This is a genomic window from Plantibacter sp. 2H11-2, assembly GCF_050031945.1.
GTDB lineage: Bacteria > Actinomycetota > Actinomycetes > Actinomycetales > Microbacteriaceae > Plantibacter > Plantibacter auratus.
This window is the reverse complement of record NZ_JBNBBL010000009.1, coordinates 129,848-155,096: the sequence shown is the minus strand read 5'-3', so window position 1 is coordinate 155,096 and position 25,249 is coordinate 129,848. Positions and strand designations below refer to the sequence as shown.

Below are 25,249 nucleotides of genomic sequence, written 5' to 3'. Positions count from 1 at the left end.
TCATGAGCGTAGCCCTCTCCGCCGAGCAGCAAGCCGTCTTCGACCGCATCGAGAGCACCCGCGAGCACCTGTTCGTGACGGGTCGAGCGGGCACCGGGAAGTCGACGCTCCTCAACCACCTCGCCTGGAACACCTCGAAGCAGCTGGCCATCTGCGCCCCGACGGGTGTCGCCGCGCTGAACGTCGGCGGCCAGACGATCCACTCGTTGTTCCGCCTGCCGATCGGGCTCATCGCCGATCACACGATCGACCAGAACGATCAGACCCGCAAGCTGCTCAACTCCATCGACACCCTCGTCGTCGATGAGGTCTCCATGGTGAGCGCCGACCTCATGGACGCCATGGACCGGAGTCTCCGGCAGGCCCGGCAGCGGCCGCGCGAGCCGTTCGGCGGCGTGCAGATCGTGCTCTTCGGCGACCCGTACCAGCTCGCTCCGGTGCCCGGCAGCCTCGAGGAACGGGCGTACATCGCCGACACCTACCGCTCGTTCTGGTTCTTCGACGCCAAGGTGTGGTCCGAGACGCCGCTGCAGCTCGTCGAGCTCACGGAGATCCACCGCCAGCACGAGGCCGAGTTCAAGTACCTCCTCAACGGCGTCCGGCATGGCCAGGTCACCGCCGAGATGGCCGGCCGGCTGAACGGCATGGGCGCCAGGACTCCTCCCGAAGACGGCGTCATCACCCTCGCGAGCCGCAACGACACCGTCGACCGCATCAACAAGGCGGCGCTCGCCAAGCTCGACGGCAAGCCACTCACCGCCAACGCGGAGGTCTCGGGCGACTTCGGCGGCCGGGCGTTCCCCGCCGACGAGGCGCTCGACCTCAAGGTCGGTGCGCAGGTCATGTTCCTCCGCAACGACAGCGAGCGTCGCTGGGTGAACGGCACGCTCGGGACCGTGGTGAAGATCGACTCCACCGTCTGGGTCGAGGTCGACGGCGAGCAGTTCGAGGTCGAGCCGGCGACGTGGGAGAAGTACAAGTACTCCTACTCCTCGGTGACGAAGCAGCTGAAGCGCGACATCGTGGCGGAGTTCACGCAGTTCCCGCTGCGGCTCGCGTGGGCGGTCACCATCCACAAGTCGCAGGGCAAGACCTACGACCGCGCGATCGTCGACCTCGGCAGCCGCGCGTTCAGCCCGGGGCAGAGCTACGTCGCACTCAGCCGCATCTCGACGCTCGACGGTCTCTACCTCTCCCGGCCGCTGCGCCCGAGCGACATCATCGTCGACACCGACGTGAAGCGGTTCATGTCGGGGCAGTAGCGTCCGTTCGCCGATTGTTGGGCGAATCGGTGCTCCGTCGCCCGAAAAGGGGCGAACGAATGGGGTCGATGACCCTACGATTGTCGGTTATGACCCATCCCATGCAGCAGGGCTGGCCGCAGCCCGGTCCGATCACCGCCTGGCGCACGCTCGAGCTGAACGCCAGCAAGCCGCCGTTCGCCGGATACTGGGGGTTCATCCCACTCGTCGTGCGCATTGACGGCTTCGAGCACCGCCCGACCTGGGGACCGTCGCAGTTCACGGTTCCGGCCGACCGGCCCGTGCAGGTCTCGTGCTCGATGGCGTGGCTGTGGGAGTTCGGCCGTGCCGACTACCTGCTGCAGCCCGGCGAGGCGCCGACGCTCGACTACATCGCGCCGGCGCAGCAGTGGGTCTCAGGCTCGCTCGCTCCGAGGGGTCAGGCGGTCATCAAGGGACGCGGCGCGCAGATCGCGGTGTACGCCGTTCTGGCAGTGGTCTTCATCGCGATACTCGGCATCCTGCCGCTCGCGTACCTCATGACCTGAGCGCCCGTCGACGCCTCGCGTTGACCTGCCTGGTCGTGGGTTGAGCAGAGGTCAGGTGCGGTCGACGGCCCGGAGCAGGATCGCGCCGAGCTCGGCCGGCTTCGTGAACTGCGGCCAGTGGCCCGTCGGGAGGTCGACGAACTCGACGTCCTGCAGCCGCGCCAGTTCCGCGACGTACGGGTGGCCCTGTTCCATCAGGCCGCGCAGCATCTCCGAGGAGAACTCGCACGCGACCACGGTCGCCGGGACGGACAGGCGGCGGTCGTCGTCGGAGAGCTGCTGTCGGTCGACGGCGACGCCCTTCGGTTGCGGGACGGCCCTGGCCCGGAATTGCTCGCGGAGCCCCTCGTCCAGGTCGACGAGGTCCTCCGCGTCGAACACCGTCCAGTCGGGCAGTGGGATATCGGAACCCGACGAGGGGAGTTCCTCGTTGATGCACGCGCCGTCGGCGAGCGGACCCGAGTCGACGTACACGGCGCGGACGACGCGGTCAGGGCGGGCGTCGATCGCGGCGGAGATGATGGCGCCGCCGCCGGAATGCCCGACGAGCACGACTGGCTCGGTGCCGGAGTCGATCTCGGCGACCACGGCGTCGACGTGGTCGCGCAGGCCGATGCCGGCGCGGTCGGCACTGACGCTCTCGAGACCGGGGAGGGTGAGCGGTCGGACCCGGTGGCCGGCTGCCTCGAGCGGGGGTGTGACCGCACTCCACGAGGATGCGTCGAGCCAGAAACCGGGTACGAGGATGACGTCCATGCCCGAGATGCTACGCCCGGCAGGCGAGCGGCGGGAGGGGCGTTTCGCAGACCGCACGGCACCCGGCCGAGGCCTGGCGGACAGGTCAGGCGACGGCGGTCGCTGCGGCCTTCGCGGTCGCGAGGTCTCGGAAGAGGTCGGTGTTGAAGCGGTACGCCACCATGACCTCGTCGATCACGCGGGCCTGCTCCTCGTCGTCCCACGGGACGGCGTCGAGCTGCTCGCGGTAGGTGTCCTTGAATTCGCGCGGCTTCGCGATGTCGCCGAAGAGGTAGAAGCCGACGCCGTTGGTGTCGAAGCCGAACTGGCGCTGCATGAGCGTGCGGATGATCTGCCCGCCCGAGAGGTCGCCGAGGTACCGGGTGTAGTGGTGCGCGACGAAGCCGCCGGGCCAGACGGCGCCGACCTCGTTGATCCGTGCCACGTACCGGGCGGTAGTGGGCAGCGGCGTGATCTGTTCGCGCCAGTCCGGACCGATCAGGAACTCGAGGTCCTGCACGATGGCGGGGAGCCGCGTCAGCTTGTCACTGATGAACGGAGCGGCGACGGCATCGGCGCGCATGCGGTCGGCTGCGGCCTCGAGGGCCTCGTAGATGAAGAAGTGCTGCGCGACGAGGGCGACGTAGTCCTCCTTCGAACCCTTCCCGGTCATGAGGTCGCTCATGAAGTCCGCCCCCTCGCTGGAGGAGTGGCCGGAGGATGTGCGCTCGCGCAGGGCCTGGGAGAAGGGGATCACAGTGCTCATGTCGGACTCCGCGTCGGCTGGTTCGGTAAGGGTTGCCTAAGTGTAACGGGCAGGGCTCGTGAACGGGAGGGTGGATGTGTCGCTGTGGAGGGAATCAGTGGCTGCTGTGCAGGGAACCGTGCGGGACCGCGAACGCACCGGCGTTGGTCTGGGCCAGTGCCGGTGTGGTGATCGCCGCCACGACCGCTGCCCCGGCGAGCAGGGTGAGCACGTACCGTCCGGTGCTCGGCTCGCGACGTCGCCGACGGCTCGCTCGCGTCAGCAGGGCGTCGAGCTCGAGTTCGTCCGGCGCCGTCGAGGCGAGGGTGACCCGCCGGAGTCGCCGTGCGAGCACCCCGGCGACGATGAGCAGCAGGACCGTGGACGAGAGGGTCGGCAGGAACGGCGGCACGGTCGTGACACCGAGGGAGGCGAGTCCGTACAGCGCCACCCAGACGACGACCGTGCCCACCGTGCCGGCGAAGGACGCTCGGAGGCCCGGCACCCGGTCGCGGACGAGGACCACGACGGACCACAGCAGTGCGGCGACGCCCAGGGTGACGAGCGGGATCGCGCCCACGGGGGAGGACCCGGCGCCGGTCGCGATCAGCACGAGACCGGCGCCGAGCGCGCACATCGCGAGCAGGCTGTTCGAGATCGACGTCGTCCCGGAGCGGACCGCGGTGTCGCCTCCCGCTCGGACGTCCTGACGCTCGACGGAGAGCGACATGTCAGGCCGTCGCCACCCGGTGCGTGCGCTTGTCCGCAGCCAGTCCGGCACCGAGCAGGACCACGGCGCTCGCGAGGTGGAGGAAGTGGTCGGCCGTGTTGAGCGCGAGGATGTTGAGCGCGGAGCCCACGATGAAGAATCCGACGACACCGAGCAGGAGGTAGAAACCACCGATCACCGTGTTGACGGTCTTGGCCGCGACGACGTTCGAGAGCCCGGCGATGAGCAGTGCCGCGCCGATGAGGACGTGCGCGATGTTGTGCAGCGGGTTGACCTCGAAGACCCCGAGCAGGAGACCGCCCTCGGTGGTGAGGAACGGCAGGCCGCCCGCGACGATCCCGCCGAGGAGTCCGACGACCACGTAGACCGCGCCGAAGACGGCGGCGAGGAGCCGGTTGGGTGAATGACGCATGGGAATGCCTCCTGATCCTTCGTGCCGCGAATCGTCTCGGGGCGTTGAGGAGTTCGGAGGTGCGGGCGTCGATGGTTTGGTCACCTGAGGCGGTGATCGGCGGTCGACGGCCGAGGGGCGGCCGTCGCTCAGTCGTGCGGGCGTGGCTCCACGCCCAGACGGGCGCACGCGGCGTCGTAGAGGGCGACGACCTCGCGTCGGATCTCGCCGCGCTCGGTGATGGTGCCGGCGGGCCAGGGCACCCGCCCACCCGCGGCGGTGCCGTCGACCGTCCAGGTCCACTCGCCACCCGTCCCGTCCAGCGCGATCATGGTGGCGGCCTCGGCCGCCGGTTCCAGGAAGGCGCGCACGATGAGCACGTTGTCGTCGGGATGGTCGCCGTTCATGTGTGCCAGGACGGCGTCGACGGTGGTCTGCGGGAAGGCGTTCGAGGTCACCTCTCCAGGGAACACCATCGACGGGCCCCGCACCAGGTCCGCCGCCCGAGTGACCGGCACGCGGCGTGCGACCGCAGCTCTCAGCCGCGCCCGGTTACAATCGGGAACAGTCTGCAGCTCCGCAGACCGCTCATCAGGGGGATGACTTGACTGCAACAGCTCCGAGGCGCCGGCGTCTCGCCGCACTCCTTACCGCGGCGACCCTCGCGACGGTGCTCGTCGGCTGCTCGGGCCCCTCGGTGTCCGACACCGACTTCCCCGACCAGGTCAGCGGCACGCTCGCGAGCGACACGACCGACGCCATCACGGCGGCGGTCGAGGCCGCCGTCACCCAGTCCGGATCCTCCGGCGCCATCGTCGGCGTCTGGGCGCCGTGGGCCGGGAGCTACACGGCCGGCGTCGGCACGACCGAGCCGGGTGGCAAGACCAAGATGGACCCGTCCATGGTCTACCGCATCGGCGACACCACGCGCCCGATGACCTGCACCGTGCTCCTCGAACTCGTCGACGAGGGCAAGATCAAGCTCACCGACCAGGTGCACAAGACCCTCCCGCAGGTCCAGGGCATCGAGGGCATCACCTACCAGCAGCTGTGCAACGGCACGTCGGGACTCGGCACCTACACGCCCGCGCTCAACGCGCAGTTCGTCACCAACCCGACCCGCAACTGGTCGATGGCCGAGATCCTCGCGAACGGCCTCGCGAGCGGTACGCGGACGGCTCCGGGGGCGCTCTTCGGTTCGAGTGACACCGGCTACATCCTGCTCGGCATGGCGCTCGAGGAGCTGACCGGTCAGTCCTGGCAGTCCCTGTACGACCACTACGTCTTCTCGCCGCTCGGCATGTCGAAGTCCAGCTTCCCCGACGCCTCCACCGTCGAGCTTCCGGGGTCGCACCCCAATGGGTACCTGACGCCGCGCATCGCGGACGGCACCTACCAGTGCGACGCACCGACGGACGAGACCGAGCTGTCGCCCTCGATGGTGTGGACCGCCGGTGGCGTCGTCTCCTCGGTCGACGATCTGCGGAAGTTCACGCAGTCCTTCGCATCCGGCTCGCTGCTGAACGACAGCACCTTCAAGAAGCAGTGGAAGGACCCCGTCTCGCTGGGCGAGGCTGAGCCGACCTGGAAGAGCTTCGGTGTGGGTGGGTTGCAGATCGGTCCGTTCCGCGGGCAGGCCGGCGCTATCCCCGGCTCGCTCTCGGCGGCATTCTCCGACCCGGCCTCCGGACTGACGGTCGTCGTCATGCTCAACAACTCGACGCTCGGTGCGGGCTTCGCGCAGACGCTCGCCATGCAACTCGCCTCGATCGGTGCGAAGGCGGCACCGGCGAGCGGGCAGAAGGCGCCCGAGATCGCACTCCCATGGTCCGAGCAGCAGATGGCGGAGCAGCTCGCCGCCTCGGCGATGGTCTGCGCCCCGCCGGTCGCCCCCGCCGGGTAACGGAGGCATCGGCACGGCGCCACCAGCGGACGGTGGCGGCGGATCGCGGCACGATGACGCTTTCGCGAGGGTGCTGAACGACGCTGCTTCCTAGAGTGAACCCATGACGACGAACACCCCCGACGACGACACCATCGTCCCGGACACGAAGAACTGGACCTGGGTCCTCGAGCGCGCCTGTCCCGAGTGCGGGATGGACACGTCGCGGTTCGGGTTCCGAGACCTCCCCGGGTTGATCCTGGCGAACGCCGCCGCGTGGCCGGCGGTGCTGGAGCGTGCCGACGTCCGGGAGCGGCCCGACCCGCAGACCTGGTCGCCGCTCGAGTACGCGGCCCACGTGCGGGACGTGTTCCGCATCTTCGACGTCCGGCTGCGGCTCGTCCTCGACGAAGACGATCCCGCGTTCGAGAACTGGGACCAGGACGCGACGGCTCTGGAGGAGCGCTACGGCGAGCAGGACCCGAACCGGGTGTCGGCGGAGCTGGTCGAGGCCGCGACGGTGCTTGCCGCAGCGTTCGAGCGGGTACCGGACGAGGCGCTCACGCGGACGGGTCGACGGAGCGACGGCGCGCGCTTCACGACCGAGACCCTCGGCCGCTACTTCATCCACGACCCGGTGCACCATCTCTGGGATGTGACGAGCGCGCGGTCGTGAGCGTCGTCCGGGCCTGCTGACGACCGCTACTGCGCCCGCGCGCGGAACGCGATCGTGTTGACGCGGTTGCTGCAGCGGACGGAGCAGTAGCGTTTCGAACCGTTGCGGGACAGGTCGACGAGCAGGCCGTCGCAATCCTCGGCGGCGCAGAGCCGCAGGCGGTCCCAGGCGTCGGACCGGACGACGTCGACGAGTGCCATGGCGATCTCGGTCTGGACGCGGTCGACGAGCGGTGCGTCGAACTCGGTGGCGTGGAGGTGCCAGTCGAAGCCGTCGTGGCGGCGCAGCTGGGGGAGCGCGGCGGACTCCCGGAGCATCGCGTTGATCTCGGTGACGGCGCGGTCGCGGGTGTCCGGGGCGTCCGCGTCGGAGGCCCAGAGTGCGTGGATCCGTTCCCGGAGCCTGGCCACCGCGGCCCGCTCGGGCTCATCGCCGTCGACCCGACCCGAGTACCGACTGACCCGCAGGAGCTCGACGAGTTGCGGCGGTGTCGCGAGCTCGTCGAGTCCGCTCCGGGAGGCCGATGCGCGGGTGTTCACGAGCAGCGCGGCGAAGAGCAGCGCATCCTCGGTGTCAGGGGCAAAATGCAAGTTGACTCCTTACTCTCTCCGAGAGTAGCTTCATCTCAGCCGGGCGTCCACCTCTTCTGCCGGCCCCACTCGCGGCAGCTGGAGACACCCATGAAGCACACGTCCTCGACCACGGTCGGTCTGCTCGTCGCGGTACTCGCCGCGGTCGCGTTCGGCACCTCCGGAGCGTTCATCAAACCGGTGCTCGCATCGGGGTGGAGTCCCGCTGCCGCGGTCACCGTCCGTGCCCTGATCGGTGGCCTGGTACTTGCCCCGTTCGCCCTCATCGCGCTCCGCGGTCGCTGGGACGCGGTCTGGCGTGGACGCTGGCGACTGCTCGGCATGGGCCTCATCGGGGTGGCGGCGACGCAGCTCGTCTACTTCGCGGCGCTGCAGACCATCGCCGTCGGGACCGCGATCCTCGTCGAGTACATGGCACCGCTGCTGCTCGTCGCCGTCGCATGGGTGCTGACCCGACGTCGTCCTGCGACGGTCGTGCTCGTCGGCTCCGTCGTGTCGCTCGTCGGGCTCGTGCTCGTCGTCGCTCCGAGCGGTGGCTCGACGCTCGATCCGGTCGGCCTGCTGTTCGCCATCCTCGCGATGGTGGGCTGCGCCGCGTACTACGTCATCTCGGCGCGGCCGGCGAAGGGGTTGCCTCCGGTGGCGTTCGCCGCCATCGGTCTGCTCATCGGGGCGCTCAGTCTGTGGCTCGCGGGGCTCGTCGGCGTGCCGTTCACGACCTCCGACGCCGACGTCACGGTGCTCGGCATCGACGTCGTGTGGTGGGTGCCGCTCCTGTTCGTCGGGGTGGTGTCGACGGCCGTCGCCTATGCGGCGAGCATCACCGCGAGTCAGATGCTCGGCTCCCGACTGGCCTCCTTCGCGGGCCTCCTCGAGGTGGTCGCGGCGACCGGGTTCGCCTGGATCCTCCTGGGGGAGCAGCTGTCGCTCGCGCAGCTCCTCGGTGGAGTCTGCATCCTGCTCGGGATCGGCTTCGTGCGCTCCGAGCGGGCTCCCGCCGTGCCGATCCCCGTCGCGGTGCAGTGACGGGGTCAGCGGTGTGAGACAGGGACGGCGGCGTCGAGGTCGGCGAGGATCGCCATGACCGCCGCCCGCCCGGCCCGGTTCGCGCCGACCGTCGACGCTGAGGGGCCGTACCCGATGAGGTGCACCCGCGGCTCGTCGGCCGCCCTGGTGCCGTCGATCCGGATACCGCCCCCGGGCAGTCGGATGCCGAGCGGTGCGAGGTGGTCGAGCGCTGCTCGGAACCCGGTGGCCCAGAGGATGGCGTCGACCGGGAGGAACGAGTCGTCGGCGAGGACGACCCCGTGCTCCTCGATGCGGCGGAACATCGGCTCACGCACCAGGACGCCGCGCGCCTCGGCCGCTCGCGCCCACGGCGTCCAGTGCATCCCCGTCACGGAGATCACGCTGCCCGGTGGGAGGCCTTGGCGCACGCGTTCCTCGACACCCTTGATCGCCTCCACCCGGGCGGCGGTGTCGAAGTCGTCCTCCACCCACTCCGGCTCGCGTCGTGTCATCCACACCGTCTCCGCCACCCGCGAGATCTCCTCGAGCAGCTGGATGGCCGAGATGCCGGCCCCGACGACGACGACGCGTTGGCCGCGGAACTCGTCAGCGGAGACGTAGTCGGCCACGTGCAGCTGGCGTCCGGCGAACCGTTCCCGCCCCGGGTACGCGGGCCAGAACGGTTTCGTCCAGGTGCCCGTCGCATTGACGATCGCCCGCGCCCGGAACACGGCGGGGGAGTCGGCGCCAGGGGAGTCAGTGCCTGAGGAGTCGGAGCTCGCCGCGGTCTCGACGAGGAGTCGACCGTGCGGGTCGTCGTCCTCGCGGCGGACGGCGCGGACCTGCACCGGGCGGCGGACTGCGAGGGCGAAACGCTCCTCGAACGCCGCGAAGTACGGCGGGATGACGTCGACACTCGGCGAGGCGGGATCGAGCTCGGGCTTCGGCATGCCGGGCAGGTCGTAGATCCCGTTGACGGTCGACATGGTGAGCGACCGCCATCGGTGCTGCCAGGCGCCGCCCGGGGCGTCGTTCGCGTCGAGGACGACGAAGGTGCGTGCTGCGGTCGCGGCCTCGGTGGTGCCCAGCGGGACGAATCCGCGGCGATGCAGGTGGTAGGCGGCCGACAGTCCGGCTTGACCCGCGCCGATCACGACGACATCGACGGTCTCCGGAGTGCTCACGTGCTCCTCAACGCCGTCGACCGCTCCGGCATTTCCGACGGGGTCCGAGCTCGGGTCCGCGATTCAGCCGTGAGCCAGGACCTGCACGCCGATGACGAGGACACCCAGGAGCACGAGGGCCGCGAGCGCGATGAGCTGCTGCCAGACGGACAGCCGGGCGCGCCGGACGGCGACCCACCCGCTGAGCCCGAGCGTGACGAGGTAGACGATCGCGGACACGCGGAGGGACGTCTCGAGTTCCATGACGTCGAACACGGCGAGCACGAGCAGGATGGTGGGGGTCGCGACGGTGAGCAGTGAGCCCCACGCGATCCGGAGCATGGAGTGCCACCCGCGCTCGTCGGGGAACGCACCGTGGGCGGCGAGGTGCGCGATCATCTCGGCGACCAGGCCGGCGAGGGTGATGCCGACCACGCCGATGACGAGCGAGAAGAGCGCATCCGGCGCGTCGTGGTGCTCCACGTTCGCCGCCAGCACGAGGACGATCGCGAGGCCGGTGAAGGTCGCGTAGACGCGCTCCTTGAGGTACTTCGCGACCGTCTCGACGTCGCCGGGCGGCAGCCCGCGTCCCGCCGGACCGTGTGCGTCCCGCTGCCGTCCACGTCGTCGATCCGCCCAGGTTCCGCCGTCCGTCATGGTCCAGAGCGTAGCCGCCGTCGCGGGATAGAGTGCCGGGTATGAGCGAAACGATCATCACCGTCGAGGGCCGCTTCGACTACCACCACCCGGCTGAGCGTGGGACCGTCCTCATCTCGGCGGGGTTCCAGGGGCCGGAACGTGAGCCCGTCGTCTCCCGGACCACCGCGCTGCACCGGGCGCTCAGCCAGACGGCGGAGCAGTTCCGCGCGCAGTCGGCCGTGACCTGGTGGTCGGCCGACCGGCTGCGGGTGTGGAGTGAGCGACCGTGGAACAAGGACGGGAAGCAGCTGCCGCTCGTGCACCATGCGTCGGTCGCGCTCGAGGTGAAGTTCGCCGACCTCCAGGCGCTGGCCCGCTGGGCCGAGGAGATCGCGGTCCAGGACGGCGTCACGGTGACGGGTGTCACGTGGGCGCTCACCGAGGTGACGAAGCACCGCATCACGGCCGAGGCCCAGCACAACGCTGTCCGCGACGCCGTGGACCGCGCGACCGCCTACGCGCGGAGCCTCGGGTTGGGCACGGTGCGACCGGTCGCGCTGGCTGATCCCGGCATGCTGGGTGACGAGACCCGCACCTCGGGGACCCAGACCGCGGCGCCCATGATGCGCGGAGCCGCCGCACCCGCCGGAGACACCGCCCTCGACCTGAAGCCGGAGGACATCACCGTCTCCTCCCGGGTGCACGCCCGCTTCGCCGCCTCCTGACCTGACGATCAGCTCGGCGCGATGCTCGGCTGCACCTCGGGTGCGCGACCGCGCCGAGCTGAGAGCACGGCACCGATTCCGGCACCGACCACGCAGGCGATGCCGAGCCACTGCGGTGTCGTGAGCTCCTGCCCGAGCACGAGGAGTCCGGCGATCGCGGCGATGGCTGGCGCGGATGCGAGCAGGATCGAGAACGTCGCGGCGCTGAGGCGTCTGAGGGCGACGAACTCCAGCGCGTACGGCACGGCCGACGAGAGCGCGGCGACACCCAGCCCGAGCAGGAGGATGACGGGATCGAACAGGGCGGTGCCGGCGGTCGTTGCGGCGAGGGGGATGGTCACGAGGGCGCCGATGGCGGCGGCGATCGCCAGACCGTTCAAACCGGGGAACTCCGTCCCCGTCCGCGCCGACAGCAGGATGTAGCCGATCCAGAGGGCGCCGGCGGCGAGCGCGAGGATGACGCCGAGCGGGTCGAGTGCGGCCGTCGGTCCGCTGTGGAGGAGCACCCCGCCGAGGAGGAGGACGCCGACGAGGGCGACGCCCGCCCAGAGCGCGCTCGTCCATCGACGACCCGCGATGACGCTGAGCGCCAGCGGGCCGAGGATCTCGAGGGTCACCGCCGGGCCGAGCGGGATGCGGTCCAGTGCCAGGTAGAAGCAGACGTTCATCGCGGCGAGGACGAGCCCAAAGCCGACCGCCGATCCCCAGGCGCTCCTCGGGTGTCCGCGGAGGGCCGGGCGGGCGACGGCCAGCAGGATGAGCGCGGCGAACACGAGCCGCAGCGTCACCATGCCGATCGGACCGACCTGCGGGAACAGCGCGACCGCGATCGACGCGCCGAGCTCCTGGCAGACGAGTCCGGCCAGGACGAGGAGGGCGCCGGTCGCCGCCTGGCTCGGTCGCGGTCTGCGGATCACTGCACCACGCTAGCGCGCCCGGTCGCCGAGCCCCATCCGGTCACCGAGCGCGCCCCGGTCACCGAGCTTGTCGAGGTGCCGCCCCAGCCGGGCTCGCCGGTGCGGCATCATGAGGGCATGAGGATCGACGAACTCGCGTACCTTCGGGCGCTCGCCGAAGACGGTCACGTCCCGTACGCCGCTGAGGCGCTCGGTATCTCCCAGTCGACGCTCACGCGGGCGATCGGTCGGCTCGAGGCGGACGCCGGGGTCGAGTTGTTCGATCGCCACCGCAGCCGGCTCGAACTCAACCGCTACGGCGAGATCCTCCTCGTGCACGCGCTCCGGGCGCAGACCGAGCTCGACAACGCGCAGTCGCGGATCGACGAGCTCCGCGACCCCTCGGCCGGACTCGTGTCCATCGCTTACGTCTCGTCCCTCGGTGGCTGGCTCATTCCGCGCATCGTGAGCGAGTACCGCCAGCTGCTGCCGGACATCCGGTTCGTCCTCGACGGCGGGAAGGCCGACAGCGTGCTGGACGCGCTCCGCTCCGGCTCGGCCGACGTCGCCTTCCTCAGCCCGGAACCGCGGGATCCGGACATCGAGTGGCGTCCGCTCACCTCCGAGCGGCTCGCGCTCGGCGTGCCGGTCGGGCATGTGTTCGCCGATCGGACGTCGTTGGCGGCGTCCGACCTCGAGCAGACGGAGTTCCTCGCGATGACGACGGACTCGGGGCTCCGGCAGATCGCGGACGCGTACTTCGCGAGGCATGGCGTCGTGCCCCGCGTGACGATGGAGGTGTCCGAGCTGTCGACGCTCCGTGGTCTCGTACGCGCCGGGGTCGGGATCGCGGTCCTCCCCGATTCCACGAGTATGGAGGGCGTCGTGCTCGTCCCGCTCGACGACGAGGCGGTCCGGGTGATCGGTGTCGCCACCAGCCGTGCCCGGGCGGTGTCGCCGGCCGTCGAGCAGTTCGTGCGGTTCGTCCGCGAGGAGTGGGTGAGCGCGCGGATCCACTGAGCCGCCCAAACCTGCACGACATCGACCGGGATCCGAACCGTTTTGGGCAGTTGACGGGCCGGCCGCTCAGTGTTCGTGGGTGGTGCTCCATGGCGTGAAGGCGTCCGGGTAGTGCGCCCACGCCGCCGGCCCGGCAAGGAGTTCCTCGTCCGTCAGGGTGCAGGCGTGCAGGGCGGCGGTGATGGCGATCTCGTCGAGGTCGATGCCGGTGACGACGAGCTCCTGGCCGAGCGGTGCGCCGGGGTCGTTCGTCTCGAACGAGGTGGGTTCAAGATCGATCATCGAGCCGATGTGCTGCAGGACGCCGACGCGGGAGGCGCGCGTCGCGAGGACGAGGAACCCCGCCGTACGGATGACCTGGCCGAACCGCCCCGCCTCGATCGGTCCGTCGAAGCACGCGAGGAGTCGTTCCGGGTGCATCGGTCGGGGGCTGTCGAACCGCAGGGTGGTCACGCGCTCGTGATCCACCCACGGCCGGTGCTCGCCGTTCAGCATCGCGATCCACCCGGGGGACGTGCTGAAGCGGTCCAGTTCGAACGGGGAGTCGCGGTAGCGCGCGAGCGGCTCACGGTTGCTCGCGGTCGCCGGAGTGCCGGGCGTGACGCGCGGTCGGGCTGCGACCGGTTCGACCATCCGCGTCAGCGCCGTCGGGTTCAGGTGGCTGAGGAGCGCGAGGAGCACCGCGAGCCGCTCGTGAGTGACGCCACGTCGGCCGGCGACGGCGATGGTGTCCGCGTACTCGAGCTGCTCCACGGTGATCATCGACCGCGCGGTGTACGCCGTATCGCCGTCCTCGTCGTGGGTGACGTACTCGTCGTCCTGGATGTCGTGCAGGAGATGGGCTGCGTCGACGACGGTCACGACGGCGTCCAGGACGGCCGTGTCGCGGTGCCCGAGGACGGCGGAGACCGCGTCGACCGGGCGGACCGTGCTCCCGCAATCGAGGACGAGGTGCCGGGGAGCGAGCGGGTGTCGCGCGACGGCGTCGATCGCGTCGTCGATGTCAGGGTGGGCACTCTCGGCGTCGTCTTGCCGCTCGATCGTGACGAGCGCCGCGGACCTTCCGGCGATCTGTCGGGCCACGGTGCGACGCTCCGGCGGACAGGTGCCGAGGACGAGCGTCACGGTCAGCGGGATGCGAGGCGTGGTCACGGCGGGTTCTCCTGGTCGATGGGTGCTACAGTGCGTTCTGTTGAGAATCGTTCTCAACAAGGTAGCACGCATCGTGATCACCAGGAGGTCGCCATGAAGGTCCGCGCATCACTCAAGTCGCTCAAGGACAAGCCGGGGTCGCAGATCGTCCGCCGCCGTGGCCGGGTGTTCGTCATCAACAAGCAGAACCCGCGGTGGAAGGGTCGCCAGGGCTGAGCGTCAGCCGCGCACCACGTTCACGACAATCGTGACGACACCCAGTGCGGCGATCACGTACGCCCAGAAGCGGACGGGGATGAAGAAGAGTGTGGAGCTCGGGCGACTGTAGAGCTGCTCGCCGGTCTGCGGGTGGCGCACGGGGACGGCCTCCTGCTTCACGGTGATGCCGTGCTCGTTGACGTACGGCTGCGCGAGCTGCTGCCACACGACGACCGGCCGCGGTGCATCAAGCTTCGCCAGCGCGAACTTCCCGAAGGCCCAGCACGCGACGGCGCCGAGCAGGAATCCGATGCCGACGAACACCCCGGACTGCGCCGATCCGCCGTCGGGCGAGACGATCGACTTGATGAGGAAGCCGGCGCCGACGGAGAGCCCGAAGATCAGGAAGACGACGATGCCCCAACGGGTCCAGATGATCATGTGTGCTCCTCTTCGGGTGTCGGTCGCGACGCGCAGCTGATCACGCGGCACCCGCGCGACCGTCGGCTCGTCCATCACGGTACCGAGGTCGGCTGTCCACCCGCGATGGGGACCGGTGCCCATCGCGGCGGACCTGACGAACCGCTGGAGGTGCGCTGAGAGCGCGAATACGCCGCGCATCGACGGATACGCTGCTCTCAGCGAGACGTGCGGACGTCGCCAGGTGGGAGCCGGTGGGGCTGGTGGGTAACGACGACGAGAAGACGCGGGTCGCGACGATCTTCGATGTGGCGCGTCTGGCCGGAGTCTCACATCAGACCGTCTCGCGGGTGCTCAACGATCTGCCGAACGTGCGCCCCGCGACGCGGCAACGGGTCGAGCAGGCGATCGCCCAACTGCGGTACACGCCCTCGCAGGCCGCACGGTCACTCGTCACCCGCCGTTCACGCACGATCGGTCTGATCACGACCGGTGGGCCGGACTACGGGCCGTCGAGCACGGCGCTCGGCTTCAACGAGGCTGCACGGGATGCCCGGTATGCCGTGAGCATGGCGAGCATGCTGGAGTCGGATCCGGCGTCGCTGCGGCAGGCCGTCGAGTTGCTGCTGCGGCAGAACGTCGAGGCGATCGTGCTCATCGCGGCGCATCGTGGGGCGCTCGACGCGGTGCGCGGGATCGAGCTCGGGGTGCCGCTCGTCGCGGTCGAGTCGAGTCGTCGGGACGGGTTCCACCGTGTCTCCATCGACCAGTACCAGGGGGCGCGGATCCTCGTCGACCACCTCGTCGGGTTGGGGCATCGCCGTATCGCGCATCTCGCGGGGCCGGCGGATTCGGTGGACGCGTTGGAGCGGGTGCGGGGGTGGCGTGACGCGCTGTCCGAGCACGGGCTCGTCGCCCGGGAGCCGTTGGTGGGCGACTGGACGCCGGCGAGCGGGTTCCGGCTCGGGCGGGAGCTCGTGGCGGGCCTCGGAGTCGGAGACGATGACGACGGGCGGGCCGGTGAACGGGTCGGTGGGCTGTTCACGGCCGTGTTCGCGGCGAACGACCAGATGGCGCTCGGGGTGATCCACGCGTTGTCGGAGCGGGGCCTGCGGGTGCCGGGTGATGTGAGCGTCGTCGGGTTCGATGACATCCCGGAGGCTGAGCACTTCGCGCCGCCGCTGACGACGATGCGGCAGGACTTCCCGGCGCTCGGGCGGACGATCATGTCGACGCTGCTCGAGGTGCTGAGCGATGCGGACTCCGTCGGCGTGGTGCGTTCGGTGCCGCAGCTCATCGTGCGGGAGTCGACGGCGCCTCCGAGCGCCTGAGCTGAGGTCTCCCCGTTCCTCGAGCTGACGCCCCGCCCCGTGGCGGCAGCCCGGAGCCTGAGCCGGAGTTCTTGGCCCCCTGAGCAGGTGTCCAGGGTTCCTGAGTCAGTGTCCCCGGTCCCCGAGTCCGTGTCCCCGGTCCCTGAGCTTGTCGAAGGGCGGGTGGTCGCTCGTGTGCCCTTCGACAGGCTCAGGGACCGGGATGGCGGGGTTGTTGAATACAGCGTCGGTCGCAGAGGTTGGCTATGCGCGATGGCGTCCTGTCTCGGTCCCTGAGCTTGTCGAAGGGCAGGTATGACGGTTGTTCGTAGGCCCTTCGACAGGCTCAGGGACCGGGATGGCCGGGTTGTCGAATACGGCGTCGTTCACCGAGCTTGTCGACGGGTGGTGGTTCCCGTCTCGGTCCCTGAGCTTGTCGAAGGGTGGGTGGGCCGGTTCGTCATCGGCCCTTCGAGTGGCTCGGGGGTTGGGTGGTCCGGTCGCTGAGCTTGTCGGGGCAGCGTGGTTCCCGTCGCGGTCCCTGAGCTTGTCGAAGGGCAGGTATGACGGTTCGTCGTGGGCCCTTCGACAGGCTCAGGGACCGGGGTGGCCGGGTTGTCGAGGACGGCGTCGGTCGCTGAGCGTGTACGAGGCAGGGTGGTTCCCGTGTCGGTCCTTGAGCTTGTCGAAGGGCAGGCGTGTGCGGAGGCGCGCGGATGCCCTTGGTTCAGGCGGCGAGGTGGATGCGTCCGCCTCGGAGGGGGGTTTGGTGGCGGTCGATGTGGCTGGGTGGGATGAACCAGGGGACACCGTTTTGGATGGTGATGGTCCAGTGGTCGTCGTGGATGCGGTGGTGGTGGAAGGGGCAGAGGAGTATGCCGTTGTCGAGGTTGGTGGGTCCGCCTTGTGACCACCATCGGATGTGGTGGGCTTCGGTGAAGGATGGTGGGTGGGTGCAGCCGGTCCAGGCGCAGCCGCCGTCGCGTTCGGCGAGGGCGAGTTTTTGTCCGCGGGTGAACAGGCGGGTGCTGGTGCCGAGGTCGAGGACTTGGGATGGTCCGTTGAGGATCATGGGGATGAGGTTGGCGTCGGCGGCGAGGCGGCGGAGGGCGCCAGCTCCGATGGGTTCGTCGATGCCGTCGATGGTGGCAGCACCGAGGCCGGTTTCGAGGGTGTCGTGGTCGGTGCGGATGATGACGGTGACGGGGGTGAGTTCGGTGGCGGCGCTGCTGCAGCCGGCCAGGTGTCGGAAGGTCTCGGTGAGGGCGATGGCGCGTCGCCGGTCGGTGGGGATGAGCGACGGCCCGTCGGGCATGGGGTGACCGGATCCGTCGGGTTGGTGGGCGGGGTCGGCCGTGTCGGGGTGGATGAAGTGGGGTTTGCGGGTGGTGGCGCCGATGAGGGCGTCGAGGCCGGCGCGGATGAAGGCGGCGCTTTCGGGGGCGAGTTCGGCGCGGAGGAGGGTCATGCCGGTGGGGAGTTCGTGGATGGTGCAGCGTTCTGCTCGGCGGAGGAGTTCGTCGCGGGGTTCGCGGCCGTCTTGGTCGAGGCGGGTGCGGACGAGTTTCGCGATGCGGGTGACGTCTTGCAGGGGTGCGTGGGCGGCGTGCTCGATGGCGATGACCGACGCCGCCTGCAGTTCGGGTTTGGTGCAGATGCGGCCGGCGTTGCGGAGCTCGCGGACGATGACCGCGGCACCATCGACGCTCAGGGGTGAGCGTGGGCTGCCGAGGGCAGCGGATGCGTCACCATCCGTGGTGGCCGGCGAGGATGACCCGCTGGGTCCGTCGGCCTGGGCGGTTGTGGCGTCGGAACCGGGTGCCGGTTCGAGGGCGGCGGTGATCGCTGGGAACGGGCATTCCTCCAACTCGCCGAGCAGCCCGCGCGGCTGGGTGATCGCGGCACCGACCTCCGCGATCGCCGCGCCGCGGGCGCGCGCAACCCGCCACCGCTCGGACACCATGACGCCCGGGTTCGCGTAACCCGCGGCGCGCACGAGCGTGCCATCGCGGCGGCTAGGCGACGGCCGCAACGCGATTGCACCGGTGACGCGGGCGGCGAGGACCTCGACCGCGTGCTGCACGGCACCGAGTTCGTCGAGGACACGGAGGACCGCCTCATCGTTCATGTTCTCGAGCTGCTCCGCGACACCGGAGCCGGGACGGATCGCATCGAGCGCGCCCTGCCAGACCGCATCGAACCCGGCCGCGGCGGCGGCGAGCGGGTTCGGTGCGGTGCTGGTCATGGATCCATCCAAACACGGACCACTGACATTCGAACGCGCACCGAATCAGCCTCTGATCTGCGTATTTATCCGACACCTGGCGCCTACTCGGGGCGCCCTTCGACAAGCTCAGGGACCGGCCGTGACGCGGTCGCCGAGCCGGTCGAGGTGCGGTGAGGGAGGTTGCTCGGGGGTCCTTCGACAGGCTCAGGGACCGGATCTCCGCGGCTGTCGAGGTGCGGTCCGGGAAGGTCCCTCGGGGTGCCCTTCGACAAGCTCAGGGACCGGCGGTGACACGGTCGCGGAGTCCGTCGAGGTGCGGTGGGGGAGGTTGCTCGTGGGCCCTGCGACAGGCTCAGGGAACGAGTCTCCGCGGTTGTCGAAGCGCGTTGCGGGAGGTTTAAGCCGGCCCCGCAACCGGCGCAGGGACTGAAACGTCGGCAGCCGGTCCCTGGGCTTGGCGAAGGGCCCCACGCGGACACCTTCCCCGACCGCGGCGCCAGGCCCGCGCTTAGGATCACCGCATGCGTTCATCGGCGATCGACACGGTTCTGGCATTCATGCGCGCGTTCCGCGAGCAGGATCGCGCTGCTGCCGAGGCGCTCATGCACGCGGACTTCGTCTTCACGAGCCCGCAGGACGACCACATCGACCGAATGACCTGGCTGGAACGCTGCTTCCCGAGCGCCGACCATTTCGACACCCCCGGCGTGACGCTCCAGATCGTCGAGACCGACGGCATCGTCCTCCACCGCTACGAGTACGTCGTGCAAGGGAAGACGTACCGCAACCTGGAGGCGACTTGTGTCGTCGACGGCGCCGTCCGGGAGGTCGAGGTCTACTTCGGTGGCGCTGTCTGAGCGGCTGCAGCGCGAGCGCCCGTCGCCGGTTCTCCGAGAAGGCCGCCCCGGCACGCCTACGGAGCCCGACCGTGTCGTTCGGAAGCGTCCTCCGGCGACGGAACGCACCAGGGCGCGTCTGACAGGATTGAGTCATGCGCATCAGTTCTCGTCGAACGACCCTGGCCGCGGCTCTCACGATGGCTGCCATCGCCCTCACCGGTTGCTCCACCGGCTCCTCGTCGGACGCAGGCCGATCGTCCGCCTCGCCGGCGCCGTCGGTGTCACAGCCGCCGAGCACGCCGCTCCAGGAGCAGACGCTCACCGACGACGTCGACGGCACGAAGGTGACCGCCCTCGCGATGGTCGACGACTTTCCGGCGCCTGCAGGCACCACCGACGGCCTGCGTCCGATGCTCGTCCAGGTCCGACTCGAGGCCGGCGACGAGTACGGCGGCAGCGTCTTCCCCTACCGGGTCTCGGTCACCACCCGTGCCGTCAACCTCGACTACGTGACGCTCGGCCTCGGAACGCCCGAGGCGCTGAAGGCGCCGATGGCCGCGGCCGGCTACTCGCTCCTCCAGGCGACACCGGCCGGTGAGACGGCGACCGGCTGGATCGGCGCGTGGGTGCGCACCGATGAGACCGAGTTCGACCTCGTCTACGACCGCCCCGAGGGCAAGGTCATCGGCGGCAGCAAGAGCGGCGAGGTCGTGCCGCCGAGCCGCGACATCGTCCCGCTGATCCCTCAGGACTAGCCGCCTGCGGGAGGGCGTCCCGGCGATGTCCGCGCGGAGACCCCGCCCGTCAGGTGTCGTCGAATCTCCCGTCAACCCCGGGTGGATCCGCTGATATTCGGTACGCTGATGGCATAGCATTCGCCGACGAAGGAGATCCCGCATGCCCGTGCCCTCAGCCAACCCGCCCGTCGAGCGTCGTTCACTCCGCGAGGTCGCTGTCGAGCGCATCCGCACGGCCATCTTCGACGGCACCCTCGAGCCCGGCGAGCACCTCAACGACGGCGAACTGCAGTCCTGGCTCGGGATCTCCCGCACGCCGATCCGCGAGGCCCTCAACGACCTCGCCCGCGTCGGCCTCATCGAGATGGCCGCGCAGCGGTACACCCGCGTCGCCCTGCCCGACCCGGCGCAGCGCACCGAGGTCATGCAGACGCTGGGCGCGATGCTCGGCGGTGTCGTCCGCGTCACCGTCCCCGGCCTCGGCGCGACGCAGAAGAAGGCGCTCGTCCGCTCGATCAACCAGGTGATCGTGGTCGTCGAGCAGCGCGACATCGCCGAGCACGGGCGACTCAGCTGGGAGCTCTTCGACGCGTTCATCGCCGCCTGCCCGAACGCCACGCTCGTCGCGGCGACGAAGGACATCATCGACGGCCTCACCTATCGATCCTCTGCGACGCGCACCGAGGAGAACACCGACTGGACTGCCAAGGAGCAGGGCTACCCGGCGCTCCGCGAGGCGGTCGAAGCCGGCGACGCGATCGCCGCCGAGCTGGCCGTCGAGAACATCTTCCGCCTCTCCGCGCAGCTGTAACCGGTCGGCCCTTCGACACGCGGATCCCGAGCGTGCCGAAGGGCAGGGACCGATTTCGGTCACCGAGCCTGACCCCGGTCACCGAGCCTGTCGAGGTGCCAGCATCGCCCGCCCGGCGAACCCGAGGAGCACGACCACCGTGCCCACGATGACCGACGTCGGCGGCAGCGTGAACATCAGCACGACGCAACCGATGGCGCCGAACACGCTCACCGCCCGCGGGTACCGTCGGTGCTCGCGCGTCTGGCGGTACGCCGCGACGTTGGCGACCACGTAGTAGAGCAGGACGCCGAACGAGGAGAACCCGATCGCGCTCCGGAGGTCGACGAGCAGGACGAGGACGATGACGACCGCCCCGATGAGCAGTTCCGCGCGGTAGGGGGTCGCGAAGCGCGGGTGCACCGCGTCGAGGGCGCGCGGCAGGTCGCCGGTCCTCGCCATCGCGAAGGCGGTCCGGCCGATGCCCGCGAACACCGCGAGCAGTGCTCCGAGACAAGCCGCCGCCGCACCGAGTCGCACCAGCGTCGCAGCCCACGGCCACCCGTTCGTCTCCACCACCGCGGCCAACGGTCGCACGCTGGACGCGAGGCCGTCCGCGCCGAGCGTGAGCAACGACACGACGGCGACGGCCACGTAGACGGCCACGGCGACGACGAACGCGATCCCGATCGCGCGCGGGATCGTCTTGGCCGGGTCGCGGACCTCCTCGCCGAGGGTCGCGATCCGCGCGTACCCGGCGAAGGCGAAGAACAGCAGCCCCGCCGACTGCAGCACGGCGAGCGGGCTGGCGTCGAACCCGAGCGATGCGACCCCCGTCGAACCGGCCCTCGGCCCGACGACGCCTGAACCGACGACCACGGCGAGCACCAGGAGGACGGCCACCACGATCACCCGGGTCGCGGTCGCGGTGCGGGTGACCCCGAGACAGTTGGTCACGACCACCAGGGCGACCGCGAGCGCGGCGACCGGACGACTCCACTCGGCCGGTGCCGCATACGCCGCGAAGGTGACCGCCATGGCTGCGGCGCTCGCGGTCTTGCCCAGCACGAAGCTCCATCCGGCGGCGAAGCCCCACCACGGCCCGATGAGTTCGCGGCCGTAGAGGTAGGTGCCGCCAGCCGAGGGGAGTTGCGCGGCGAGTTGCGCGGAGGACATCGCGTTGCAGCAGGCGACGACCGCGGCGATCACGAGCCCGATGAGGAGTCCCGCGCCGGCGACCTGCGCCGCCGGCTGGAACACCGCGAAGACCCCGGCGCCCATCATCGAGCCCAGGCCGATGAACACCGCAGCGCTCGTGCCCAGGCGTCGCTGCAGTCGGGGGTCGCTCACCCGATCACGGTAGCGCCGTGAGGTGAACAGTGGGGTGCTCCGGTCACCGACCCCTGCGGACGACGGTCTGCCGCAGGACGCGCAGCAGCCCCAGGAAGCCGAGGAACCCGATGAACGCCGCGATGAGATCGAACACCCGTAGCCCGCCGGGGAGGACCGGGCCGGCACCGGTGACGACGAGGACCACGGCGATCACCAGGGCGGCGATCGAGATCAGGGTTCCGACGATCTCAGCGGTCACGCCCTCCACGAGCCCCTTCGCCGGTTCATCGGCGAAGCCCTTCAGCGTCACGCCGACCGTCCCGTCCTCGAGTCCGGACAGCAGCGAGTCGAGTCGACGCGGGAGGTTGCGGGCCAACGCGGCGGTGACGGCGGCCTGCGCCTGCAGGGTGACCGCCGTCTGCCGGATGGACTGCGAGCGGCGGAGGAGCCGCGGGACCATCGGCAGGGCCTGTTCGAACATGTCGAACTCGGGGTCGAGCGCTTTGAGGCACCCTTCGAGGGTCGCGAAACTGCGGAACGCGGCGGCGAGGTCGCCGGGGAGCGCGATGTGGTGCTGCCGGATGACGTCGAGGAGTCGGCTGAAGATCGAGCCGTCGCCACCGGGGCGGTGGCGCTCGGTCGTGATGACGATGCCCACGTCGTGGCGGAGGGCGTCGAGGTCGGCGTCCTCAGGCAGGTCGACGATGAGCAGGAGGGCGTCGGTCGCCGCGATGTCGTCCTCGCTGACGGTCGCGAGCATCACCGCGGTGAGCCGCTGCCGCTGGCTGCGCTCGATGACGCCGACGGCCCCGAAGTCGATCAGCCCGAGCGACCCGTCCTCGCGGAGGATGACGTTGCCCGGGTGGAGGTCGGCGTGGAAGACCCCGTGCACGAGGATCTGTTCGAGCACGACCTCCATGAGGCCGGTCGCGAGGGTCTCGCGTTCCTCCTTGGGGATGGTCGCGATCCGGTCCCGCGCTCGACTGAGCGGCAACCCGTCGACGAGGTCCATGGTGAGCAGGCGGGCGCCGGAGGCCGCCGGATAGACGCGCGGCACCGTGATCCGGACGCCCTCGTCGCGCTCCTCGCGACGCTTCAAGGTGCTGCGGATCATCTCCACGTTGCGGGCTTCGATCCGGTAGTCGAGTTCTTCGAGCAGCGTCGAGGTGAAGGCGCGCGCGACGGACGCGAGGCGGAGGTCCTGCCCGAACTTGGTGTGCGTCTCAGCGCGCTCGGCGAGGCGGACGACGATGTCGGCGTCGGCCTCGACCTGCACCCGAGCGGCCGGTCGCTGGACTTTCACGACCACGGGGGTACCGTCGAGCAGCTCGGCGGTGTGCACCTGCGCGACGGACGCGGCCGCGAGCGGTTCGGAGTCGATCGACGCGAACACGGTGTCGATGGGAGCACCGAGTTCCGTCTCGATGACGACCTGGACCTCGTGCCAGGGCAGCGTGGTCGCTTCGGACTGCAGCGACGCGAGGGCGCTGAGGTACGGCTCGGGCACCAGGTCGCGTCTCGTCGAGAGCACCTGTCCGAGCTTCACGAAGGTGACGCCGGAATCGTTGATCGTGGCGATGATCGCGTTGGCGCGCTGCTCACTCGTGGTGAGTTCGAGCTGGACGCGGGATCGGCCGTGCACGAGCCAGCCCGCGCCGTGCCGTGACGCGATGGCGAGGATCTGCAGGTATCGCCTCGTCCGTCGCCGTCGTTTGATCGCCGAGCGGACGACGTCGATCGGGTTCATCAGCGGCCGTGTCGGGATGATGACCTCGATGGCGACGAGGACACCGAGGCCGAGCGCGAAGATCCAACCGATCGCGAGCAGCGCCACGGCGATCGCTGCGAAGGCCGCTCGAGCATCTCCGGCCTCACCAGGCTGGACCAGGCCGGTCTGTTGCAGCAGCCAGTTCACGAACGGTGGGCCGGTGACGAACACGACGAGCCCGACGAGGATACTGCGCGGCCATCCGACCGGGGCGTCGAGCACCCGCCGCGCGGCGAATCCGAGGAGCAGTGCCGACACGACCGCCAGGACGATGGTGAGTGCGTCAGTCAGCATCCGGCATCCCCTCGTGGGTCGAGCGGTCGTCTCGCCCCGCCCGCCAGCGTATCCGGCCCGGCTGAGCGAGCGCGAGCGCTGATGCGCTCGGCGAGAGTGCGCAAGACGCTCTCAAACGCGGCGTGAACGGACATCTTCTGCACTCTCGGTGAGCGGGCCGTCACCCGAGGGCGTCGCGTTGTCGGATGAGTTCCTGCAGTCGCTCGTCACGGCGGTCGGCGTCCGCCCTGACCATCGCGCGGAGTGATGCGTCGTAGACCGATGCCGCCTGATCCGTCGTGGTCCCGAGCACTGCCGCGATGCGCTCCAACGCTTCGTCGTCCGACGCAGCGCTCCCGACCACCTCGGCGATGGCGGGCCAGGACCGTCGGGCACCGATTCGCAGCCGTTCCGCTTCGATCTCTCGATCGAACGCGCGTCGCTCGCTCGCGGGGTCGGAACGGTGGCGGTGCTGCCTGGCGACGAGACGCGCGACCATGTCGGCGGTCAGGTGGACGCGGAGCGGAGCTGCGGGTCGCAGCCCGAGGGCGACGATCACGACATGGAGGTCGTACGGCCCCGGCTGCAACGACGTCGGCTCCGACGGCAGCTGCAATTGGACCGGGACCCGGGCGTACTCCCCGGGGTCGAGCGGGACCGCGCGGTCCGTGGCGGAACCCATCCACCCGAAGGAGAACTCGGTCTCCCCGGGTGCGGTGAGCGCGCCGACGGCATGGAACCCCTCCTGCTCGGGCGTCCACCTCGTCGCACCGGCGTTCACGACGTCGATGACGAGCTCGCTCGGATCCGCGACCTCGGCGACGAACGACGGCCACCGCAGCTCCAACGCCTGTCGGCGCTCAGCTCGGCTCGGACGCAGGTCCAGCGTGTCCGGGTGGACCTGCACCATCGGGGGCTGCTCGCCCGGATGCACCTGCGCCACACGCCAGCGCCGGTGGTCCGTGTCGACCGGCGAGCCGAGATACGCCGAACCACCCTCCAGCCGGCGGAGCACCCGCCATCCGTCAGCCGGAACGTCGGCTGTCGTGGTCTCGTCGACCCCGAAGCCGAGTCCGATCGCCAGCTCCTGGAGGGGCACGCCGGCGGCGGAGACCGCATCGTCCTCGACCTCGAGGTCCCCGATCCGCGGTGCGTCGTCCATGGAAGCCATGCCCGATGGTCTCACGCGACCGCCGCCACCGGCTCGGCCTCCG

27 protein-coding genes are annotated in these 25,249 nt (G+C 70.2%); 12 read left to right on the top strand and 15 right to left on the bottom strand.

Features of this window, described 5'->3' with window-relative positions; translation table 11 throughout:
- Positions 1-2: 2 nt before the first annotated feature.
- Positions 3-1,262 carry an ATP-dependent DNA helicase gene (locus ACQG07_RS16755; protein ID WP_079003639.1) on the top strand — a complete coding sequence of 420 codons (1,260 nt, stop codon included), beginning with the start codon at positions 3-5 and terminating at the stop codon, positions 1,260-1,262.
- 89 nt (positions 1,263-1,351) lie between these two features.
- The gene (locus tag ACQG07_RS16750) at positions 1,352-1,789 is read left to right on the top strand and encodes a hypothetical protein (RefSeq protein WP_079707438.1); all 438 of its coding nucleotides are present in this window, start codon (positions 1,352-1,354) and stop codon (positions 1,787-1,789) included.
- Between the two features lie 51 nt (positions 1,790-1,840).
- Here the strand turns inward: ACQG07_RS16750 and ACQG07_RS16745 are convergent, their stop codons facing one another.
- The 5 genes from ACQG07_RS16745 to ACQG07_RS16725 form a co-directional block, all read right to left on the bottom strand.
- A complete protein-coding gene (locus tag ACQG07_RS16745) occupies positions 1,841-2,545 on the bottom strand; it encodes an alpha/beta fold hydrolase (RefSeq protein WP_426738880.1) in 705 nt (234 codons plus the stop codon).
- An 85-nt stretch (positions 2,546-2,630) separates the two neighbouring features.
- Entirely contained in the window at positions 2,631-3,290 is a 660-nt protein-coding gene (locus ACQG07_RS16740) for a heme oxygenase (biliverdin-producing) (RefSeq protein WP_086475147.1), read from the bottom strand.
- Between the two features lie 94 nt (positions 3,291-3,384).
- Positions 3,385-3,999: a hypothetical protein gene (locus ACQG07_RS16735; RefSeq protein ID WP_426738879.1), complete on the bottom strand. Its 615-nt coding sequence runs from the start codon at positions 3,997-3,999 to the stop codon at positions 3,385-3,387.
- A gap of 1 nt (position 4,000) precedes the next feature.
- Complete coding sequence (locus ACQG07_RS16730; protein ID WP_274500091.1) at positions 4,001-4,411, bottom strand: DUF4383 domain-containing protein; 411 nt, start codon at positions 4,409-4,411, stop codon at positions 4,001-4,003.
- A gap of 128 nt (positions 4,412-4,539) precedes the next feature.
- On the bottom strand, positions 4,540-4,848 hold the full coding sequence (locus ACQG07_RS16725) for a DUF2470 domain-containing protein (RefSeq protein WP_341864867.1): 309 nt from the start codon (positions 4,846-4,848) through the stop codon (positions 4,540-4,542).
- Positions 4,849-4,994: 146 nt separating this feature from the next.
- On the opposite strand from ACQG07_RS16725, the gene ACQG07_RS16720 reads away from it, so the two are divergent.
- Both ACQG07_RS16720 and ACQG07_RS16715 read left to right on the top strand, forming a co-directional pair.
- Entirely contained in the window at positions 4,995-6,293 is a 1,299-nt protein-coding gene (locus ACQG07_RS16720) for a serine hydrolase domain-containing protein (protein ID WP_274500092.1), read from the top strand.
- A gap of 103 nt (positions 6,294-6,396) precedes the next feature.
- Positions 6,397-6,948, top strand: a complete 552-nt coding sequence (locus ACQG07_RS16715; RefSeq protein WP_426738877.1) for a DinB family protein — start codon at positions 6,397-6,399, stop codon at positions 6,946-6,948.
- A gap of 26 nt (positions 6,949-6,974) precedes the next feature.
- Here ACQG07_RS16715 and ACQG07_RS16710 read toward each other — a convergent pair whose 3' ends face one another.
- Positions 6,975-7,538: a CGNR zinc finger domain-containing protein gene (locus tag ACQG07_RS16710; RefSeq protein ID WP_192006889.1), complete on the bottom strand. Its 564-nt coding sequence runs from the start codon at positions 7,536-7,538 to the stop codon at positions 6,975-6,977.
- A 90-nt stretch (positions 7,539-7,628) separates the two neighbouring features.
- Between ACQG07_RS16710 and ACQG07_RS16705 the strand changes: the two genes are divergently transcribed.
- On the top strand, positions 7,629-8,564 hold the full coding sequence (locus ACQG07_RS16705; protein WP_426738876.1) for an EamA family transporter: 936 nt from the start codon (positions 7,629-7,631) through the stop codon (positions 8,562-8,564).
- 5 nt (positions 8,565-8,569) lie between these two features.
- Here the strand turns inward: ACQG07_RS16705 and ACQG07_RS16700 are convergent, their stop codons facing one another.
- Together ACQG07_RS16700 and ACQG07_RS16695 are read right to left on the bottom strand one after the other, a co-directional pair.
- Positions 8,570-9,730, bottom strand: a complete 1,161-nt coding sequence (locus ACQG07_RS16700; protein ID WP_426738875.1) for an NAD(P)-binding domain-containing protein — start codon at positions 9,728-9,730, stop codon at positions 8,570-8,572.
- 63 nt (positions 9,731-9,793) lie between these two features.
- Entirely contained in the window at positions 9,794-10,366 is a 573-nt protein-coding gene (locus ACQG07_RS16695; RefSeq protein WP_079707427.1) for a hypothetical protein, read from the bottom strand.
- A gap of 41 nt (positions 10,367-10,407) precedes the next feature.
- Here ACQG07_RS16695 and ACQG07_RS16690 point away from each other — a divergent pair, with 41 nt between their 5' ends.
- Positions 10,408-11,073: an SIMPL domain-containing protein gene (locus ACQG07_RS16690; protein ID WP_426738874.1), complete on the top strand. Its 666-nt coding sequence runs from the start codon at positions 10,408-10,410 to the stop codon at positions 11,071-11,073.
- Between the two features lie 8 nt (positions 11,074-11,081).
- On the opposite strand, the gene ACQG07_RS16685 is transcribed toward ACQG07_RS16690, so the two are convergent.
- Positions 11,082-11,990: an EamA family transporter gene (locus ACQG07_RS16685; protein ID WP_274500097.1), complete on the bottom strand. Its 909-nt coding sequence runs from the start codon at positions 11,988-11,990 to the stop codon at positions 11,082-11,084.
- 117 nt (positions 11,991-12,107) lie between these two features.
- Here ACQG07_RS16685 and ACQG07_RS16680 point away from each other — a divergent pair, with 117 nt between their 5' ends.
- Entirely contained in the window at positions 12,108-12,989 is an 882-nt protein-coding gene (locus ACQG07_RS16680) for a LysR family transcriptional regulator (RefSeq protein ID WP_274500098.1), read from the top strand.
- A gap of 66 nt (positions 12,990-13,055) precedes the next feature.
- Here ACQG07_RS16680 and ACQG07_RS16675 read toward each other — a convergent pair whose 3' ends face one another.
- Complete coding sequence (locus tag ACQG07_RS16675; protein ID WP_426738873.1) at positions 13,056-14,141, bottom strand: GTP-binding protein; 1,086 nt, start codon at positions 14,139-14,141, stop codon at positions 13,056-13,058.
- Positions 14,142-14,234: 93 nt separating this feature from the next.
- On the opposite strand from ACQG07_RS16675, the gene ykgO reads away from it, so the two are divergent.
- Positions 14,235-14,357: a type B 50S ribosomal protein L36 gene (gene ykgO, locus ACQG07_RS16670; protein ID WP_079707423.1), complete on the top strand. Its 123-nt coding sequence runs from the start codon at positions 14,235-14,237 to the stop codon at positions 14,355-14,357.
- A 3-nt stretch (positions 14,358-14,360) separates the two neighbouring features.
- On the opposite strand, the gene ACQG07_RS16665 is transcribed toward ykgO, so the two are convergent.
- Positions 14,361-14,780, bottom strand: coding sequence for a hypothetical protein (locus tag ACQG07_RS16665; protein WP_426738872.1), 420 nt, complete (start codon positions 14,778-14,780; stop codon positions 14,361-14,363).
- Positions 14,781-15,022: 242 nt separating this feature from the next.
- Between ACQG07_RS16665 and ACQG07_RS16660 the strand changes: the two genes are divergently transcribed.
- The gene (locus ACQG07_RS16660) at positions 15,023-16,090 is read left to right on the top strand and encodes a LacI family DNA-binding transcriptional regulator (protein ID WP_426738871.1); all 1,068 of its coding nucleotides are present in this window, start codon (positions 15,023-15,025) and stop codon (positions 16,088-16,090) included.
- 706 nt (positions 16,091-16,796) lie between these two features.
- On the opposite strand, the gene ACQG07_RS16655 is transcribed toward ACQG07_RS16660, so the two are convergent.
- A complete protein-coding gene (locus ACQG07_RS16655) occupies positions 16,797-18,314 on the bottom strand; it encodes a DUF222 domain-containing protein (protein ID WP_426738870.1) in 1,518 nt (505 codons plus the stop codon).
- Positions 18,315-18,817: 503 nt separating this feature from the next.
- Between ACQG07_RS16655 and ACQG07_RS16650 the strand changes: the two genes are divergently transcribed.
- From ACQG07_RS16650 to ACQG07_RS16640, 3 genes are all read left to right on the top strand, one after another.
- On the top strand, positions 18,818-19,153 hold the full coding sequence (locus tag ACQG07_RS16650; protein WP_426738869.1) for a nuclear transport factor 2 family protein: 336 nt from the start codon (positions 18,818-18,820) through the stop codon (positions 19,151-19,153).
- 134 nt (positions 19,154-19,287) lie between these two features.
- On the top strand, positions 19,288-19,890 hold the full coding sequence (locus tag ACQG07_RS16645; RefSeq protein WP_426738868.1) for a hypothetical protein: 603 nt from the start codon (positions 19,288-19,290) through the stop codon (positions 19,888-19,890).
- 142 nt (positions 19,891-20,032) lie between these two features.
- Positions 20,033-20,683: a GntR family transcriptional regulator gene (locus ACQG07_RS16640; protein WP_274500104.1), complete on the top strand. Its 651-nt coding sequence runs from the start codon at positions 20,033-20,035 to the stop codon at positions 20,681-20,683.
- 78 nt (positions 20,684-20,761) lie between these two features.
- Here the strand turns inward: ACQG07_RS16640 and ACQG07_RS16635 are convergent, their stop codons facing one another.
- The 3 genes from ACQG07_RS16635 to ACQG07_RS16625 form a co-directional block, all read right to left on the bottom strand.
- Positions 20,762-22,012, bottom strand: a complete 1,251-nt coding sequence (locus ACQG07_RS16635; protein WP_426738867.1) for an APC family permease — start codon at positions 22,010-22,012, stop codon at positions 20,762-20,764.
- A gap of 43 nt (positions 22,013-22,055) precedes the next feature.
- Positions 22,056-24,056: an ABC1 kinase family protein gene (locus ACQG07_RS16630; RefSeq protein WP_159876257.1), complete on the bottom strand. Its 2,001-nt coding sequence runs from the start codon at positions 24,054-24,056 to the stop codon at positions 22,056-22,058.
- Between the two features lie 160 nt (positions 24,057-24,216).
- Positions 24,217-25,206: a hypothetical protein gene (locus ACQG07_RS16625; protein ID WP_426738866.1), complete on the bottom strand. Its 990-nt coding sequence runs from the start codon at positions 25,204-25,206 to the stop codon at positions 24,217-24,219.
- Between the last annotated feature and the right edge of the window lie 43 nt (positions 25,207-25,249).